This is a genomic window from Terribacillus saccharophilus (genome assembly GCF_046592895.1).
In the GTDB taxonomy this organism is placed as follows: domain Bacteria; phylum Bacillota; class Bacilli; order Bacillales; family Amphibacillaceae; genus Terribacillus; species Terribacillus saccharophilus_D.
This window is the reverse complement of record NZ_JAWVPU010000001.1, coordinates 173,894-189,885: the sequence shown is the minus strand read 5'-3', so window position 1 is coordinate 189,885 and position 15,992 is coordinate 173,894. Positions and strand designations below refer to the sequence as shown.

General features: G+C 45.9%; 16 protein-coding genes. 15 read left to right on the top strand and 1 reads right to left on the bottom strand.

The window, feature by feature from the left end:
- The first annotated feature begins 186 nt into the window (after window positions 1–186).
- The 10 genes from SFC66_RS00995 to SFC66_RS00950 all read left to right on the top strand — a co-directional run bounded on the left by SFC66_RS00995 (window position 187) and on the right by SFC66_RS00950 (window position 9,777).
- A complete protein-coding gene (locus SFC66_RS00995) occupies window positions 187–1,869 on the top strand; it encodes a glycerol-3-phosphate dehydrogenase/oxidase (protein WP_411216842.1) in 1,683 nt (560 codons plus the stop codon).
- Window positions 1,870–1,992: 123 nt separating this feature from the next.
- Window positions 1,993–3,000, top strand: coding sequence for a tetratricopeptide repeat protein (locus SFC66_RS00990; RefSeq protein WP_411216841.1), 1,008 nt, complete (start codon window positions 1,993–1,995; stop codon window positions 2,998–3,000).
- Between the two features lie 90 nt (window positions 3,001–3,090).
- Window positions 3,091–4,041: a thioredoxin-disulfide reductase gene (trxB, locus tag SFC66_RS00985; protein ID WP_411216840.1), complete on the top strand. Its 951-nt coding sequence runs from the start codon at window positions 3,091–3,093 to the stop codon at window positions 4,039–4,041.
- A 280-nt stretch (window positions 4,042–4,321) separates the two neighbouring features.
- Window positions 4,322–4,789, top strand: a complete 468-nt coding sequence (locus tag SFC66_RS00980; RefSeq protein WP_411216839.1) for an NUDIX hydrolase — start codon at window positions 4,322–4,324, stop codon at window positions 4,787–4,789.
- A gap of 14 nt (window positions 4,790–4,803) precedes the next feature.
- Window positions 4,804–5,685 carry an RNase adapter RapZ gene (gene rapZ, locus SFC66_RS00975; protein ID WP_411216838.1) on the top strand — a complete coding sequence of 294 codons (882 nt, stop codon included), beginning with the start codon at window positions 4,804–4,806 and terminating at the stop codon, window positions 5,683–5,685.
- Entirely contained in the window at window positions 5,685–6,629 is a 945-nt protein-coding gene (locus tag SFC66_RS00970; protein ID WP_411216837.1) for a gluconeogenesis factor YvcK family protein, read from the top strand. The genes rapZ and SFC66_RS00970 overlap by 1 nt, the downstream gene beginning before the upstream one ends.
- A 32-nt stretch (window positions 6,630–6,661) precedes the next feature.
- On the top strand, window positions 6,662–7,612 hold the full coding sequence (gene whiA / locus SFC66_RS00965) for a DNA-binding protein WhiA (protein WP_411216836.1): 951 nt from the start codon (window positions 6,662–6,664) through the stop codon (window positions 7,610–7,612).
- 110 nt (window positions 7,613–7,722) lie between these two features.
- Entirely contained in the window at window positions 7,723–7,989 is a 267-nt protein-coding gene (locus tag SFC66_RS00960) for an HPr family phosphocarrier protein (protein ID WP_411216835.1), read from the top strand.
- A gap of 142 nt (window positions 7,990–8,131) precedes the next feature.
- A complete protein-coding gene (gene sppA / locus SFC66_RS00955) occupies window positions 8,132–9,139 on the top strand; it encodes a signal peptide peptidase SppA (protein ID WP_411216834.1) in 1,008 nt (335 codons plus the stop codon).
- A gap of 11 nt (window positions 9,140–9,150) precedes the next feature.
- Window positions 9,151–9,777: an RDD family protein gene (locus SFC66_RS00950; protein WP_411216833.1), complete on the top strand. Its 627-nt coding sequence runs from the start codon at window positions 9,151–9,153 to the stop codon at window positions 9,775–9,777.
- A gap of 46 nt (window positions 9,778–9,823) precedes the next feature.
- On the opposite strand, the gene clpP is transcribed toward SFC66_RS00950, so the two are convergent.
- Window positions 9,824–10,411, bottom strand: a complete 588-nt coding sequence (gene clpP / locus SFC66_RS00945) for an ATP-dependent Clp endopeptidase proteolytic subunit ClpP (protein ID WP_038564644.1) — start codon at window positions 10,409–10,411, stop codon at window positions 9,824–9,826.
- A 304-nt stretch (window positions 10,412–10,715) separates the two neighbouring features.
- On the opposite strand from clpP, the gene SFC66_RS00940 reads away from it, so the two are divergent.
- The 5 genes from SFC66_RS00940 to SFC66_RS00920 all read left to right on the top strand — a co-directional run bounded on the left by SFC66_RS00940 (window position 10,716) and on the right by SFC66_RS00920 (window position 15,973).
- On the top strand, window positions 10,716–11,522 hold the full coding sequence (locus tag SFC66_RS00940) for a manganese catalase (RefSeq protein WP_411216832.1): 807 nt from the start codon (window positions 10,716–10,718) through the stop codon (window positions 11,520–11,522).
- 397 nt (window positions 11,523–11,919) lie between these two features.
- On the top strand, window positions 11,920–12,939 hold the full coding sequence (locus SFC66_RS00935; RefSeq protein ID WP_411216831.1) for a LacI family DNA-binding transcriptional regulator: 1,020 nt from the start codon (window positions 11,920–11,922) through the stop codon (window positions 12,937–12,939).
- Between the two features lie 12 nt (window positions 12,940–12,951).
- On the top strand, window positions 12,952–14,253 hold the full coding sequence (locus SFC66_RS00930; RefSeq protein ID WP_411216830.1) for an ABC transporter substrate-binding protein: 1,302 nt from the start codon (window positions 12,952–12,954) through the stop codon (window positions 14,251–14,253).
- Between the two features lie 26 nt (window positions 14,254–14,279).
- A complete protein-coding gene (locus SFC66_RS00925) occupies window positions 14,280–15,149 on the top strand; it encodes a carbohydrate ABC transporter permease (RefSeq protein WP_411216829.1) in 870 nt (289 codons plus the stop codon).
- Window positions 15,146–15,973 (top strand): carbohydrate ABC transporter permease, encoded by an 828-nt coding sequence (locus SFC66_RS00920; protein ID WP_411216828.1) that lies wholly within the window; start codon window positions 15,146–15,148, stop codon window positions 15,971–15,973. Before SFC66_RS00925 ends, SFC66_RS00920 begins: the two co-directional genes overlap by 4 nt.
- Window positions 15,974–15,992: the final 19 nt, after the last annotated feature.

Here is a 15,992-nt window from a genome sequence, read left to right as displayed (position 1 = left end):
AAATCGGGCTGAGCATGTTATACTGAAGTCACAAGTTAATGATTCGGCCCGAGAATTTGGAGAGACCGCAGATATCTATACATTGTATGGATTATTTGTGGTCTCTTTTGCTTTCTATACATGACTTCTACATCATTGGGGTATAGAAATAATAGGAGCGCTGAATCTAAAAAGGAGTGTTTATTCATGGCTGTTTTCTCTAGTACGAAACGTAACGAAATTTATACGAATTTGACAGATAAACCTTTGGATGTTCTTGTAATCGGTGGCGGTATCACTGGTTCAGGTATCTCCCTTGACGCTAAAATGCGCGGAATGAACGTTGGTCTTGTGGAGATGCAGGACTTTGCAGCGGGTACTTCTTCCCGTTCAACGAAATTGGTTCACGGCGGTTTGCGCTACTTGAAACAATTCGAAGTGAAAATGGTTGCAGAAGTTGGTAAAGAACGTGAAATCGTATATGAAAACGGTCCTCACGTAACAACACCTGAATGGATGCTGCTTCCATTCCACAAAGGCGGAACATTCGGTCCGTTGACAACGAATATCGGCTTGCGCGTTTATGACTACCTAGCAGGTGTCAAGAGAGCGGAACGCCGTACAATGCTGAAACGTGATGAAGTACTGGAAAGAGAACCACTGGTTAAATCAGAAGATCTTCTTGGTGGCGGTCGTTATGTGGAATACAAAACTGACGATGCACGTTTGACGCTTGAAGTTCTGAAAAAGGCTGTGGAAAAAGGCGTTCATGCAATCAACTACACGAAAGTGGTCGAGTTCATCTATGATGCTGGTGGCAAAGTGACTGGTGTCGTGGCAGAAGATCTTACAACTGGTGACAAACACCGCATCTTCGCGAAGAAAATCGTCAATGCCGGCGGTCCTTGGGTAGATACACTTCGTGAAAAAGATGGCTCTAAAAAAGGTAAAACTTTGCATCTTACAAAAGGCGTTCACTTGGTATTCGACGGGGAACGTTTCCCATTGCGCCAAGCTGTATACTTCGATACGCCAGATGGCCGTATGGTATTCGCAATTCCGCGTGAAGGAAAAACCTATGTCGGTACAACAGATACGACTTATAAAGGTGACATCAAACACCCTGTCATGACTGTGGAAGATCGTGACTATATCATCGATTCCATCAACTACATGTTCCCTACTGTCGAAATCACGAAAGACGACGTGGAATCCAGCTGGGCCGGTCTTCGTCCGCTTATCCAGGAAGAAGGCAAAAAACCTGGTGAAATCTCCCGTAAAGATGAAATCTTCGTTTCTGACAGCGGTTTGATTTCCATGGCAGGCGGTAAGCTGACTGGTTACCGTAAAATGGCAATCGAGGCAGTCAACCTTGTGGCTGATCAGTTCAAGAAAGAAGAAGGCATCCTTTATTCCCAAGCTGATACGAAGAACCTGCCGATCTCCGGCGGTGAAGTTGGCGGATCCAAAGGATTCGAACGCTTCAAAGAACGTAAAGTGGATGAAGGAAAAGCAATCGGTCTATCTGATGAAGATGCGTTGAAAATGGTGAGCCGCTACGGAGCGAACGTAGATAAAGTATTCGAACGCTTCGAAACACTGAAAGATGAAGCAAAAGCTGCGAACATCGATGTACTCGTATTCGCACAGCTTCGTTACGCAATGGAAGAAGAGTTGGCGTTCAAACCAGTCGACTTCTTCGTACGCCGTACTGGCGCTTTGCTATTCAACATCAACTTCGTTCATGAACACAAAGATGCTGTGATCGATTATATGGCTAAAACACTTGGCTATTCTGCAGAACAAAAAGCAGAGTACACTCGTGAATTGGAAGTTTTGGCAAAAGAAGCAGTGGTACCGGTTAAAGAAGCTGACCTGGAAACTGTTTGATCATTCACCTGTCCAGGAGACTGTTTCCCCTAAAGGGAGGCAGTCTTTTTTTCTTAATGTGTGGGAGCGGATGGGGAAATATGATATACTTCTTGGGATATCTAATGCAGTAGGAGGAAACACATGCAAACGCTGGAACCAGCAGAGCAGCAGGCACGACCGACCAATATCATCCCCTTCATCCCAGAAGGAGATTTCTATTATACAAAATGCATCGAAGCTTACCGGAACGGTAAGCTGGATAAAGCTATGAAATGGCTTGAGAAAGCGATTGAAAAAGAACCGACGGAAGTGATCTATCACTGCCAGAAGTCGGTTATTTTTACGGAAATGGGCTCCTTTCACCAAGCGATTTATATTTTGGACGATATCATCAAGGAGCATGATGATGAATATGCTGAATGCTTTTATATGCTCGCCTATAATTATTCCAAGCTTGGTTATATGCACGAAGCAGAAAAATTCGCGAATCTTTATTTGAAAATGGATCCGGATGGTGACTTCGGGGAGCAAGCCAGAGAACTTTTGACATACGTGGAAGCTGAAGAAGAGGACGATGAGCTATGGACGACAGAAGAAGAAGATGAGCTCATCATGTTCCAGGAATCAGCTTTTTATTATTTAGAGCGGGAGGAATGGCAATTCGCACTGCCGATTTTGGAAGAAATGATAAGTATGTTCCCGGAACATATGCTGGCCAAGCATGAGTTAGCCAAAGCGCTTTTCTTCTCTGGTAAGCAAAAAGAAGCCGTGCGAATGGAAGAAGGTCATCTGGAGAGTGAACAAGTTTCTGTCTACACACATGTCAACCTGGCCGTGTTTTATCATGAAATGAAGCGTTTTGATCAAAGGGATGAACATCTCCGTTTGCTTCGCAATATATATCCGATCCATGAGGAACAGCATTTGCGGATAGCATGTGCTTTTTCCATGACAGGGTTTTATGAAGATGCAGTCGATCGTTTTCTTCATTTGGATAAAAGGCGTGTGAAGGGACATGCTTCCTATTATAAGTGGTTCAGCCTGGCAGCCAAGAAGGCAGGAAACGGAGCGTATGCCGAAAAGCTTTGGCAGGAAGGCAGCCGCAGATTCAGCCATTTGACGAAGGAAGACTTTTATTGGCTTTCTTGAGTCCATAGGCAGAAAGATGGACGCCGCAGACAGAATCTTATATGCTAACGAGTAGATAAAACGACTGATGAAGAGAAAGGGGTCATTTACATGACGGAAGAAAGAATTTATGACGTAATCATTGCAGGTGCTGGACCGGCTGGTATGACAGCAGCGGTATACACTTCCCGTGCGAATCTTGATACGCTTATGCTGGAAAGAGGTATTCCGGGCGGTCAGATGGCGAATACGGAAGATGTGGAAAACTACCCTGGTTATGATTCCATCCTGGGACCTGATCTTTCCAATAAAATGTTTGAGCATGCGAAGAAATTCGGTGCCGAATATGCATACGGAGATATCAAGGAAGTGAAAGACGGTAAGGAATATAAAACAGTTGTCGCAGGCAATAAAGAATATAAAACACGTTCCCTTATCATTACGACAGGTGCAAAATGGAAAAAGCTTGGTGTACCTGGCGAAGATGAATTGAGCGGACGCGGTGTATCTTATTGCGCCGTGTGCGATGGTGCTTTCTTTAAAAATCGTGAGCTGATCGTTGTCGGTGGCGGGGATTCCGCTGTCGAGGAAGGTGTTTATCTGACTCGTTTCGCTGAAAAGGTTACGATCGTTCACCGCCGTGACAAATTACGTGCACAGCCTATTTTGCAACAGCGTGCTATCGCAAATGAAAAAGTCGATTTCATCTGGGATACGACTGTTGAGGAAATCAATGGCGAAAATAACAAAGTATCCAGCGTGACGCTTTTGAATCAGCGAACTGGTGAAAAATACGAAAAATCAGCTGATGGTGTGTTCATCTATGTAGGTATGGTACCACTAAGCGAGCCTTTCCAATCTCTTGGCATCACGAACGAGCTAGGCTATATCCATACAAACGAACGTATGGAAACAGCTGTACCCGGAGTGTTTGCTGCTGGGGATATCCGCGATAAAGAACTTCGACAAATCGTGACAGCAACAGGGGATGGCAGTATTGCAGCACAAGCAGCACAAGCATATGTAGAAACATTGAAGGAAGAGCTTAACGCTATCGGCTAAGCATTTCCTTGTAAATGATTCTTAATGCTGCTGTAATATGGGCGACATAAACCTTTGTTATAATGGTCTTAACTAATTGACCCCCTTTTAATAGATAAATTAGTTATTGGCATAGGTGTTTCGGCACCTATGCATTTTTTTGTTTATAGGGGATGACGGCGATATTTGGCAGGAATTCAAGAAACATAATACTGTTTGAAGCAGAACAGAAATAGTATAATATAGAGTGATGTGTAAAATGAATCGACATCTCCACTTACACAGAGAAAGAGGTGGAAGTATGCAACGTGTAGCAAACTGCATCTTGGCAGTTGATGATAAAGTTCTCTTATTGAAGAAACCAAGCAAAGGCTGGTATTCGGCTCCTGGCGGGAAAATGGAGCTGGGTGAATCCGTCAAGGAAACGGCTATCCGGGAATTCTGGGAAGAAACGGGATTGACTGTCCATGAACCAGAGCTGCGGGGAACATTTACTTTTGTCATTAAGGACGGCGAGGAAGTTGTGCATGAATGGATGATGTTCACTTTCTTCGCTGAGGGATATACTGGTGATTTACTGGAAGAAAGCAGTGAAGGTAAGCTGGAATGGATTGATATCAAGAAAATCAAGGATTTACCGATGGCAGAGGGAGATCATGATATCTTCGCCCATATGTTCAGCACCGATGAGCCATTATTCGGTACGTTCGTTTATACGGAAGATCGCCAGCTGCTGCAATCGAAGCTGGATCCGACGACACCAGATTGAAGCGGGGGATACGTATGGAGAAACAGTTGAATGAAACGAAGCTTGTCATCATCACAGGGATGTCCGGAGCAGGCAAGACAGTTGCTGTCCAAAGCTTTGAGGACTTGGGGTACTATTGTGTCGATAATCTGCCTCCAGCCCTTCTGCCGACTTTCCTCGACTTGATGCGTGATGCGGCCAATGATATCAAGAAAGTCGCACTTGTGATGGATTTGCGGGGCAGGGAGTTCTTTGACTCTTTATTTGAGGCATTGGACAAGCTGACAATGGAAAATTGGCTCGATCCGCAAGTGCTTTTCCTCGACAGCAAGGATGAAGTGCTTGTCACCAGATACAAAGAAACGCGCAGGACGCACCCTCTTGCACCGGAAGGCCTGCCGCTCGAGGGTATTCAGCAGGAGAGGGCATTGCTTGACCAGATGCGCGGAAGGGCACAGCATATCGTGGATACATCTTCACTGAAGCCAAAGCAGCTTCGTGAAAAAATCATGAAACGGTTCAAAGATAATGATTACGAAGAATTCACTGTCCAGATGCTCAGTTTCGGTTTCAAATATGGTTTGCCTATCGATGCGGATCTTGTTTTTGATGTACGCTTTTTGCCGAATCCTTTCTATGTGGAGAACCTCAGGCCGCAGACAGGATTGGACGAGCCGGTATCTTCCTACGTGTTCAAATGGTCCGATACACATACTTTCCTGCAAAAGCTTGAAGATATGCTCACTTTCATGCTGCCCCAGTACCGGAAGGAAGGCAAAAGCCAGCTGGTGATCGCCATTGGATGTACAGGCGGCCAGCATCGTTCGGTAGCCATTGCAGAATATTTGGCAAATCGGTACAGCGGCAATTATGCAACCCATGTGACACACCGTGATGTGGAAAGGAAAAGCCACTGATGTCAGGGAAGAGAATAGTTGCAATCGGAGGCGGAACAGGCATGCCTGTTTTGCTGCGTGGTCTGAAACAGCTTCCAGTCGATCTATCGGCGATCGTCACAGTCGCCGATGACGGCGGCAGCTCAGGAAAACTTCGTACGGAACTTGCCATGCCGGCACCAGGTGATATACGCAATGTCATCGCGGCTTTGGCCGATGCCGAACCGATGCTGATCGACTTATTCCAGCACCGGTTCAAGGATGGCAATGGATTGTCAGGTCATTCAATGGGCAATCTGCTGCTTGCGGCAATGACATCCATATCCGGTGATTTTTATAATGGCATCAAAGAAATTTCGCGGGTGCTGAAAGTGAAAGGCAATATTTATCCGATAGCCAATCAAAATGTCGTCCTTCATGCCGAGATGACGGATGGTGAAATCGTGACAGGCGAATCGAATATCCCGCTCGCGAATAAGCGGATCAAACGGGTGTTTGTCAGTCCGCTTCCTGTCAAACCATTGCCGGAAGTGATTGAAGCCATCAAGCAGGCTGAATTGATTGTCATCAGTCCTGGAAGTCTATATACGAGTGTGATGCCGAATCTGATCGTTCCGGAGATTGAGAATGCCCTTCGGGAAGCGCCAGGCAAAGTTGTCTATGTATGTAATGTAATGACACAACATGGCGAAACGACAGGTTACACAGCCGGCGATCATATCCAAGCGATCCATGATCATATCGGCGTCGATATCGTTTCGGCAATCGTTGTCAACAATAGTTCCATCGAACAAGATATCCGGGAAGATTATGCGGAAGAAAATGCAGAACCGGTAGTATACGATATCGAAAGACTGAAGTCGCTTGGACTTGAAGTGATCGAAGCGGATATCATCGACCATAGTCAGCGGAAACTCCGTCATGATACACATAAAATCGCCAAGCTGCTTTACGCAATGCTGTAAAGGCACGCCGCTGGAAGAGGGGGGAGAGCTTCGTGAGCTTTGCATCAGAGATAAAAAAGGAATTGACGACCATACCGATCGAGATGACGGATGTGAAAAGTGAGCTTGCTGCCTTGATCAGGATGAACGGCAGTGTTTCTTATTCAAGACAAGAGTATATGCTGGATGTCCAGACGGAAAATGCAGCTATCGCAAGACGCATCTATACACTGCTGAAGGCAATTTATCATCATCCGATCGAGCTGCTCGTCCGCAAAAAGATGAAACTGAAGAAAAACAATGTATATATCGTACGATTGAACAAAGAAGTAGAAGGTTTGCTGCGCAATTTGGAAATCCTTGAAGATCATTTCACTTTCAACCGCAACATCAGTACATCTTTCACAGATACTGCCGATAAACGCAGGGCATATTTGCGAGGTGCTTTTCTGGCAGGAGGATCGGTGAATAATCCCGAAACATCGTCTTATCACTTGGAAATATTCAATACGCATAAAGAACATAGTGACGCACTGTGCGAATTGATGAATGCATTCGATCTTCATGCCCGCAGCACGGAGCGGCGCAAAGGCTTTATCACATATTTGAAAGAAGCGGAGAAAATCACTGAGTTCCTCAACATCGTAGGGGCGCACAGTGCACTGTTCAAATTTGAAGATGTGCGGATTGTCCGTGACATGCGCAACTCTGTCAATCGGCTGGTGAACTGCGAAACAGCCAATTTGAACAAGACGATCGGTGCTGCATTCCGCCAAGTGGAGAATATCAACTTCATCAAGAATACCGTCGGAATCGAAGCGCTGCCTGATAAATTGCAGGAAATCGCAGAGCTTCGGGTCCAGCATCAAGACGTTTCTTTGAAGGAGCTTGGGGAACTGGTTTCGACCGGAAAGATAAGTAAATCAGGAATCAACCACCGGCTGCGTAAAATAGATGAGTTCGCTGACAGACTGCGAAATGGGACATCTATTAAAAAAGCATAAGCAGGTATGAAGCATATATGGCATGTGGTATACTTAGAAGACACTCATAAGGGTGTTTTCTTTTTCCTAAAAATTGATAGCGCTTACTTGGAAGGTGGGAGGAATCGCATATGATCCAGAAAACGTTGCGTGTCACCCTGGATACTGGCTTGCAAGCCAGACCAGCGGCAAGCTTTGTCCAGCAAGCCAGTCGTTACAGTGCCTCTGTCCATGTCGAAAAAGGGAACAAATCGGTCAATGCAAAAAGCATCATGGGTTTGATGAGTTTGGCAATTGCGCAGGAGGAATTGATCACATTGAAGATCGATGGACCAGATGAATCCGCAGCAATGGAGGAACTCACAGCCCTCATCACGGCTCCGTCAGCTGCCAGCTGATGGAACAGAAAGTCCTGAATAAATTCAGGGCTTTTTTTCTGCTAAAATGTGGTAAGTGAGCCTTTCATGGTGTAGGCTTGTAGAGTAAGTTTTTTTGGAATCGAAAAGTAAGATCTTTATGTAATGGAAAGGAGATTATATTTTGAATGTAAAACGTTGGGTCGCAATCGGAATTGCTGCTTTACTGCTGGTCGTTTCGATCGGCTTCCAGACTTTGTTCTCGGTTATCAACAGCAATTTCACAGATGCACTTGATACTGCAACCGGAGGCTCCTACATGGGTGAGGAAATCATCGAGGATGGAGATATGATGAAACGGATAGCGGTGGTGAAAGTGGAAGGCACAATTCAGGATACTGGGGAAGAATCTTCGCTATTGGCTAGCGGTACATATAATCATACAGCCTTGCTGGAGCAGTTGGAGCAAGCAGGTATGGATGAAACGGTCGGCGGTGTCGTCATCGAAGTGAACAGTCCTGGCGGCGGTGTCGTCGAAAGTGCTGAAATTCACGATAAAGTAGTGGAAATCCAAGAAGAATACGGGAAACCGGTTTATGTCTCGATGGGGAACACAGCAGCTTCTGGCGGCTATTATTTGTCGGCGAGCGCTAATAAAATCGTTGCACACCCAGCCACACTAACTGGTTCGATCGGTGTGATCATGTCCTCACTCAATTATGCCGAGCTGGCAGATAAAATCGGCATCAAAGAAGAAGTCATCAAAAGTGCCGAGCATAAAGATATCATGTCAGGTGCACGCGACATGACAGATGAAGAACGGGATATCCTGCAATCGATCATCGATGATATGTATGCTGATTTCGTCCAAGTGATCGTAGACGGACGCAATATGCCGGAAGAGAAGGTCCGCGAACTTGGAGACGGACGTGTTTATTCCGGTAAACAGGCCATGGAAAATGGTTTGGTCGACGATCTAGGCGATCTCGAAGATACCATTGCGATGATGAAAGAAGAGCAAGGGCTTGATGGAGCAGAAGTTTTTGAGTATACAGGGGACGGATTTGGCATGGGATCATTCTGGGCTACAGCTGCAGAAGGTCTGTTTGTATCGGATTCTGACCTGCTTGGCATCAAGGAATTGATGGGCAAGTCGAATTCACCGGCAGCCATGTATCTTTATACGGAATAGGAGGCGTTGGAATGGATAAAGAAAAACGGGAGCATCCAGAAGAACAAACGTCATCCGACCAGGAAGTAACCAGAAAAGAGATACCTGAAGCAGTGGAAACTGTCGGATATGAGGAGCCGAAGCATAATGCAGACGTACAGGAACCTGTATATCATTCCAGCTTGGATTCCGACAGGGCCGCTGTGGAGGAATTGTCCGAACCGGTCAAGCTAGCGGAACCTGAAAAGCGTTATGCAGGATTCTGGATGCGATTATGGGCGTATATCGTCGACCTAATCGTCGTATTCAGTTTGACAGGGCTGCTCGTCCAGCCATTTACGATGATAGACGCTTTCAGTGAAGCCACCCTTTGGATATGGAGCGTCAGCGGGCTGCTCGGGGGATTGATCTTCTTCGTTTATTTCTTGGTGATGACGAAGTGGCGCGGTCAGACACTGGGTAAGATGATTTTCGGACTCCGGGTCATACGGAAGGATGGGGGACGGTTATCCTGGTCGGATACACTGATTCGCGAGGTAGTCGGCCGTTTCATTCATCGTATGTTATTTTTGTTCATCTTGTATGCGGTCGTGGCATTCACACCGAATAAACAAGGATTACATGATATGTTCGCGGATACACTTGTTATCCATGAATAAGAAAAGCCATCCAGCTTACGTTGCTGGATGGCTTTTTTCTGTTGTATTATACAGGTTTTTTCTCCATTACTTTGTCGATCAAGCCGTAGTTCACTGCTTGTTCTGCTGTAAGGAAGTTATCGCGGTCTGTGTCGCGCTCGATTACTTCAAGCGGCTGGCCGCTGCGCTCTGCCATGATTTCGTTCAATTTCTTTCTCATTTCGATGATGCGGCGAGCGTGGATTTCGATATCACTTGCCTGGCCTTGTGTACCGCCAAGAGGTTGGTGAATCATGACTTCACTGTTTGGAAGTGCATAGCGCATGCCTTTTTCACCGGCAGTCAATAGGAATGCTCCCATGGATGCTGCCATACCGATGCAGATCGTAGATACTTTTGGCTGAATGAACTGCATTGTATCATAGATGGCCATACCTGCTGTGATGGATCCGCCTGGTGAGTTGATGTATAGGGAAATATCTTTTTCTGGATCTTCCGCAGCCAAGAATAGCAGCTGGGAAACGATGCTGTTGGCAACATTATCATCGATTGCGCTGCCAAGCATGATGATCCGGTCTTTTAGCAAACGGGAGTAGATATCGTAAGCACGTTCTCCTCGGTTTGTTTGTTCGATAACTGTAGGGATTAGGTTCATAATAGATCCTCCTTTGGATATGAGCTCATTATTCTAAGTAATGACTAACTTTATCTTACCTAAAAGGTCAATAAAGGTCAAACAAAATACTTACTTTCTTTCGCCTATTCCATCCTTCCCTAGTTGGAGGGCGGATAAACGCTGGAAATGCAGTGTATCCTTAACTTTGACTTTTGGCTGACGATTTCCTGCAAGCTGGTTCATTTTTCATTTTAATTACATCTTCAGGAACGGGTTTAGAAATTTTACCAGTGTGGAATCTAGTCAACTGTAAACCATTCAAATCCTAGGAGGTAACAACAACATGTTCAACCATTCGAAAGTACTTCAATATCCAGCAAAACCGGATAAGCCGGATGCATTGTTTGCCAAGAAAATGCAGGAAATCCTGGGTGGACAGTTCGGTGAAATCACTGTAGCCCTTCAATACTTATTCCAAGGATGGAGCGCCCGCGGCGAAGAAAAATATAAAGATTTGATCATGGACACTGCAACAGAAGAAATCGGCCACGTGGAAATGATCGCAACGATGATCGCTCGCCTGCTTGATGGAGCGCCAGTCAAAGAACAGGAAGAAGCAGCGAAGGATCCTGTCATCGGAGCCATCCTTGGCGGCATGAATCCGCAGCATGCGATCGTTTCCGGTCTGGGACCTCGTCCGACGGATAGTAACGGTGTGCCTTGGAATGCAGGCTACATCATCGCAAGCGGTAACCTCCTAGCAGACATTCGTGCTAATATCAACGCAGAATCCCAAGGACGTCTGCAAGTTGCTCGTCTTTATGAAATGACGGAAGATAAAGGTGTCCGCGATATGCTTTCCTTCTTGCTCGCACGTGATTCCATGCACCAAAACCAATGGATTGCAGCAGCACGTGAGCTGGAAGAGAAAAACGGTATCATCGTACCAGGTTCTTTCCCGAAAGAGCTTGAAGCAGACAGCTTCTCCCATAGCTTGATCAACTTCTCTGAAGGAGAAGACTCCAAAGAAGGCAGCTGGGCAAACGGCACTGCTCCTGACGGCGGTCAGTTCAACTATGAAGCGGCCCCGACTGCTCATGGTGAAAAACAAGAGCTGCAGCCAGCACCGCAATATATGTATCCGAAGTAAGACATAAATGCACATTGCTCACGCAATCAAAACCCGAACTGCGACATCAATCTTTGAGAAGATTGATGTGAGTTCGGGTTTTTTAACGATGAAATAGTCGATTTTCAGCTCTGCGCATATGGATGACAGCTTCTTTTTCAAAATTTAATTTATGGATTATATGGTAAAGCAACAAGCTTGGGAGACTGAATATTATGGAAGGCTTCCTATCATGGCTCTGGTATAGCGGTGAAAATACATGGAGAAAATTTATCAAACTTTGAATCCATCAGATTAAAAATTCTATTAGAAATGCTTAGAAAACGTATTTGCTTTTTCATGAGTCACCCACTATCCTGAAATGTAAGCGTTACCAATAACATTTCCGGGAACGTTTCCGAACCGAAGGAGGAGGTAGATGGTGCGAACAATCAAGGATATCGCAAGAGAGCTTGATCTATCGATATCCACAGTCTCAAGAGCTTTGAATAACAATGCAGATGTGAGTGAGAAGACGCGAAAACGTGTGTTGGAAACTGCCAAAGAAATGCGATACCAGCCAAATGTGAATGCAAGGAGCCTGATCACGAAAAAATCGAATATGATCGGGCTGATGCTGTCCGATATAACAGATCCGTTTTTCTCGGAAGTAGCTTTAGGTGTCGAAAATCTTTTGTCCAAAGAAGGCTATCAAGTGATTTATGGAAATACCCTGTTGGATGCGGAAAAGGAACGACGCTTTTTCAAAAGTCTGCTGGAGCGGAATATCGATGGCATCATCATGAAGCCTGGTAAGTTGGATGACGACATGCTCGACATGATAGAGTGCACAGATGTTCCGATCGTTTTTTTGCGGGATGTATTGGAGGAAGAACAGCATCTACAGATTTCATCCATTGATTTCGATCAAACGGCAGCTGCCGGATCTGCGGTGCAGCATCTGATCGATCAAGGCCATCGGCGTATCGGATATGTAGGAATGTCGAAGCAAGCATCGGAAAGTAAAGCACGCTATCGGGGCTATCTGGAGAGCTTGCATGCCAATGATATAGCTATGAATAGCCAATATGTACACAGAGTGGGAGGCAGCATCGTCCATGGCAGGATAGGGGCTGAGAAGCTGATGAAACAGACAAAACAGCCGACTGCCATCTTCACTGAAAATGATCTGCTGGCAATCGGTGCAATCGATTGGCTGCGTGCACATGCTTATCGTGTGCCAGAAGATATCTCCGTCATGGGTTTTGAAAATCTGGAGATTTCGGGTCTGCATCAAATCAGCCTCACGACAGTGCACTTGCCGCGGAAGGAAATAGGTTATAGAGCTGCCAAACTGCTGCTGAACATGATTATGGCGGCGAACGCTATCCCGGAAAGAGTAGTAGTCAAGACCAACTTGGTTATACGAAGTTCCACAGCGAAGCCTTGTGATTACTAAGGAGGAGTGAATGTGCGGAAAAAGATATGTGTGGTCAGTCTTACGTTTATTTGCTGTTTATTATTAGCTGGCTGTTCACAGCGCAGTGATGCAACTAGTGATGGAGTCACAACCATCGAGGTATGGCTGCTGCCTTTTGTAGAACCGGAGAAATTCGAACAGCTGGTCGCTGAATTCAATGCCGAACATGATGATATCCAAGTGGAACTGACAATATTGGCTTGGTCTGACGGAAGGGAACAGATCAAGACTGCGCTTATATCGGGGAATGGACCGGATGTTTTCTATGTTGGCGCACTGGATCAGTCGTATATCAACGGGGCGTTGGTGTCTGCAAAGGAGATGGGGATGAGCGAGGAAGAGTTAGCTGCGTATTCCCAGCTGTTGGACGGTTATAAAGTGGACGATGACATCCTGGCACTGCCGCTTGGATACGAAATCAGCGTGCTGTTTTATCGCAAAGATATATTGGCAGCTCATGGCTATGAACAGCCGCCGGGCACGTGGGAAGAATTGTTCGATGTGTCCAAGGATATCTCGGACAGCACCCGTCAGAATGGGGAACCAGGAACGCTCGGATTTCAATTCAATGGAATGGATGAGCATTTGAATGCCATGAATTTATCGTGGGGGTCAATGCTGACAGCAGCAGGCGGGTCGTATTTGCAGGATGATCAATCATCATTGGCCACACCAGCAGGGGAAGAAGCACTTTCTTTCATGAAAAGCTTTTATACCGAAAACGTTTCGGTTGCTGGAGTGAGCGCTGTGAATGGTTTTACCAATGGAGATGTTGCCATGTTCACTTTCACGCAGCCGACAGCCGATCAGCAAGATTGGTATGAAGATGAGCAAATCAAAGACAAATGGGCGATGGCACAAATGCCGGAAGGACCAGCCAGCGGTGCCAGTCACTTGGCTCCCCATGGTATCGCAGTGAATGCCAATGGAGATAACACAGAAGCGGCTGCTGAATTTGCAAAATGGCTGGCTGCTCCTGACAAGACGAGTATCTTCATGGAAAGTTCGCATTATGTTTCTCCGTTCGAAATAGAGAAGCTGGATGAATCGATCCAAACCGACATTGCGGAGGTGAAAGCCAAAACACCAGAAGCCTGGGAAGCGATCGATGCGCAGCTGGAGCAAAGCATCGAAGCAGGTGCAGCCCAACTGATGCAGCAATCCAAATACGGCTACACAGAAAGATGGTCGGCACAGCAGTCTTATCTCGTTCCAGCTATAACAGGTGAGATGCCGGTGGAAGAGGCATTGCAGAATATCGATATTCAAGTGAATCAAGCAATCAATTATTAGTAGGTGAAAGGAAGGAGGCAGTTTATATGTTTGCCGGCAAAAAGCAAAATCTGCTAGGATGGCTTCTCTCGCTGCCAGCTGTCATCTTTTTGGGTGGATTCTTCATCTTTCCTATGGTTTATGCATTTTTCATCAGCTTCTTTAAATGGGATCTGCTTGGTGATAAAGAATTTGTTGGATTTCAAAACTATCAATTTCTTTTGACAGAGGATGCAATCTTCAGCTCCACATTATGGAATACACTGATCTTTTCGTTATGTTATGTGATTGGAAGTCTGCTGCTGGCCCTTGGCACAGCTTTATTGGTGCACCGTCCATTACGAGGAATCAAGGTGATCCGTACCTTGATCATGACGCCGCTTGTGATACCGATGGCGATTACCGGTATCATCTGGACGCTATTGTATTCGCCGCAAGGATTTATCAATGCATTTTTAGGGATATTCGGAATCGACGGACAAAACTGGCTGTTTCAATCCGATTTTGCCCTTCCGGCGATCATCCTTGTGAGTATCTGGCAGAGCTTCGGCCTTTACGCCATCATTTATGTGACCGGGCTGCAGCAAATACCGCAGGAGCATTATGAAGGAATGGAAATGGATGGCGCAAATGCGTGGAAAAAGTTCATTCATCTGACGCTGCCATCTTTGAAGCCAACGACATTTTTCGTTGTCGTCCTGCTGCTGATCAACTCCTTCAAGATCTTCGACCAAATATGGGTGATGACAAAGGGCGGACCAGGCAATGCGACGATGACACTGGTTGTCTATATGTATCAGAAAATCTTCACATCTTTCGGGTTAGCGACAGCTGCTTCCGGAATCATGTTTGCAATCGTACTCTGCTTTGTTTTCGTCCAATATTATTTCCTTGGAAGGGAGGATAAGGCGGCATGAAAAGTACAAAGAAAATGAACGTGCTGACGTATATACTGCTGATACCGATTGCGTTGTTTGCGTTCTTTCCATTCTATGTGATGCTCAAAAGTGCCTTCGAACCTTTGAGTCAAATTGTATCAGGGTTTCATTTCTTTCCGGGAAATGGATTGTACTTGGAGAATTTCAAAGAAGTTTTTGCCAGTTATCCAATTGCGAGATGGTTCTTCAATAGTGTGACAATCGCTGTCGTGGCGGTGCTGGGTAACTTGATTTTCTGTCCATTGGTAGCTTATGCACTGGCGAAAGTCGATTTCAGGGGACGGAAGCTGCTTTTCATACTCGTGGTGGCAACACTGATCATTCCCGTACAGATTCTCGTCGTGCCGCTGTACTTGATGCTGGCACCGCTCGGACTATCCAATACGTTCATCGCGATTATCTTACCGGACTTGGTGAGCCCGTTTGGTATCTTCTTGCTGCGGCAGGCGTTTCTCGGGATACCGAAAGAATTGGAAGAAGCGGCCTTCATCGATGGCTGCGGACGGATCCGGTCGTTATTCCGGATTGTGCTGCCTAATGCGATCCCGACATTATTCACCATCGCCGTCCTCAAGTTCATGTGGGTGTGGGGAGACTTTATGTGGCCTTCCTTGATGCTGACAAAAGAAGCGATGAAAACATTGCCCGTCGGTATTGCCTCATTCCAGACAACATCATCCCTCGTTCCATGGGGAATGGTCATCAGTGCTTCGGTCATATCGGTCATTCCGATATTGCTGCTTTTCTTCTTTTTGCAAAAATACTTTGTCAAAGGCTTAACAGATGGTGCAGTCAAAGGCTAATCCAAACTCTTTGGGGGGA

Bases quoted from the DNA above. Each gene is read 5' to 3' on its own strand.
- SFC66_RS00970 (WP_411216837.1), top strand. From the start codon at position 5,685: ATGTCAGGGAAGAGAATAGTTGCAATCGGAGGCGGAACAGGCATGCCT.
- SFC66_RS00940 (WP_411216832.1), top strand. From the start codon at position 10,716: ATGTTCAACCATTCGAAAGTACTTCAATATCCAGCAAAACCGGATAAG.
- SFC66_RS00935 (WP_411216831.1), top strand. From the start codon at position 11,920: ATGGTGCGAACAATCAAGGATATCGCAAGAGAGCTTGATCTATCGATA.
- rapZ (WP_411216838.1), top strand. From the start codon at position 4,804: ATGGAGAAACAGTTGAATGAAACGAAGCTTGTCATCATCACAGGGATG.
- SFC66_RS00990 (WP_411216841.1), top strand. From the start codon at position 1,993: ATGCAAACGCTGGAACCAGCAGAGCAGCAGGCACGACCGACCAATATC.
- SFC66_RS00980 (WP_411216839.1), top strand. From the start codon at position 4,322: ATGCAACGTGTAGCAAACTGCATCTTGGCAGTTGATGATAAAGTTCTC.
- trxB (WP_411216840.1), top strand. From the start codon at position 3,091: ATGACGGAAGAAAGAATTTATGACGTAATCATTGCAGGTGCTGGACCG.
- clpP (WP_038564644.1), bottom strand. From the start codon at position 10,411: ATGAACCTAATCCCTACAGTTATCGAACAAACAAACCGAGGAGAACGT.
- SFC66_RS00950 (WP_411216833.1), top strand. From the start codon at position 9,151: ATGGATAAAGAAAAACGGGAGCATCCAGAAGAACAAACGTCATCCGAC.
- SFC66_RS00960 (WP_411216835.1), top strand. From the start codon at position 7,723: ATGATCCAGAAAACGTTGCGTGTCACCCTGGATACTGGCTTGCAAGCC.
- SFC66_RS00920 (WP_411216828.1), top strand. From the start codon at position 15,146: ATGAAAAGTACAAAGAAAATGAACGTGCTGACGTATATACTGCTGATA.
- SFC66_RS00995 (WP_411216842.1), top strand. From the start codon at position 187: ATGGCTGTTTTCTCTAGTACGAAACGTAACGAAATTTATACGAATTTG.
- SFC66_RS00925 (WP_411216829.1), top strand. From the start codon at position 14,280: ATGTTTGCCGGCAAAAAGCAAAATCTGCTAGGATGGCTTCTCTCGCTG.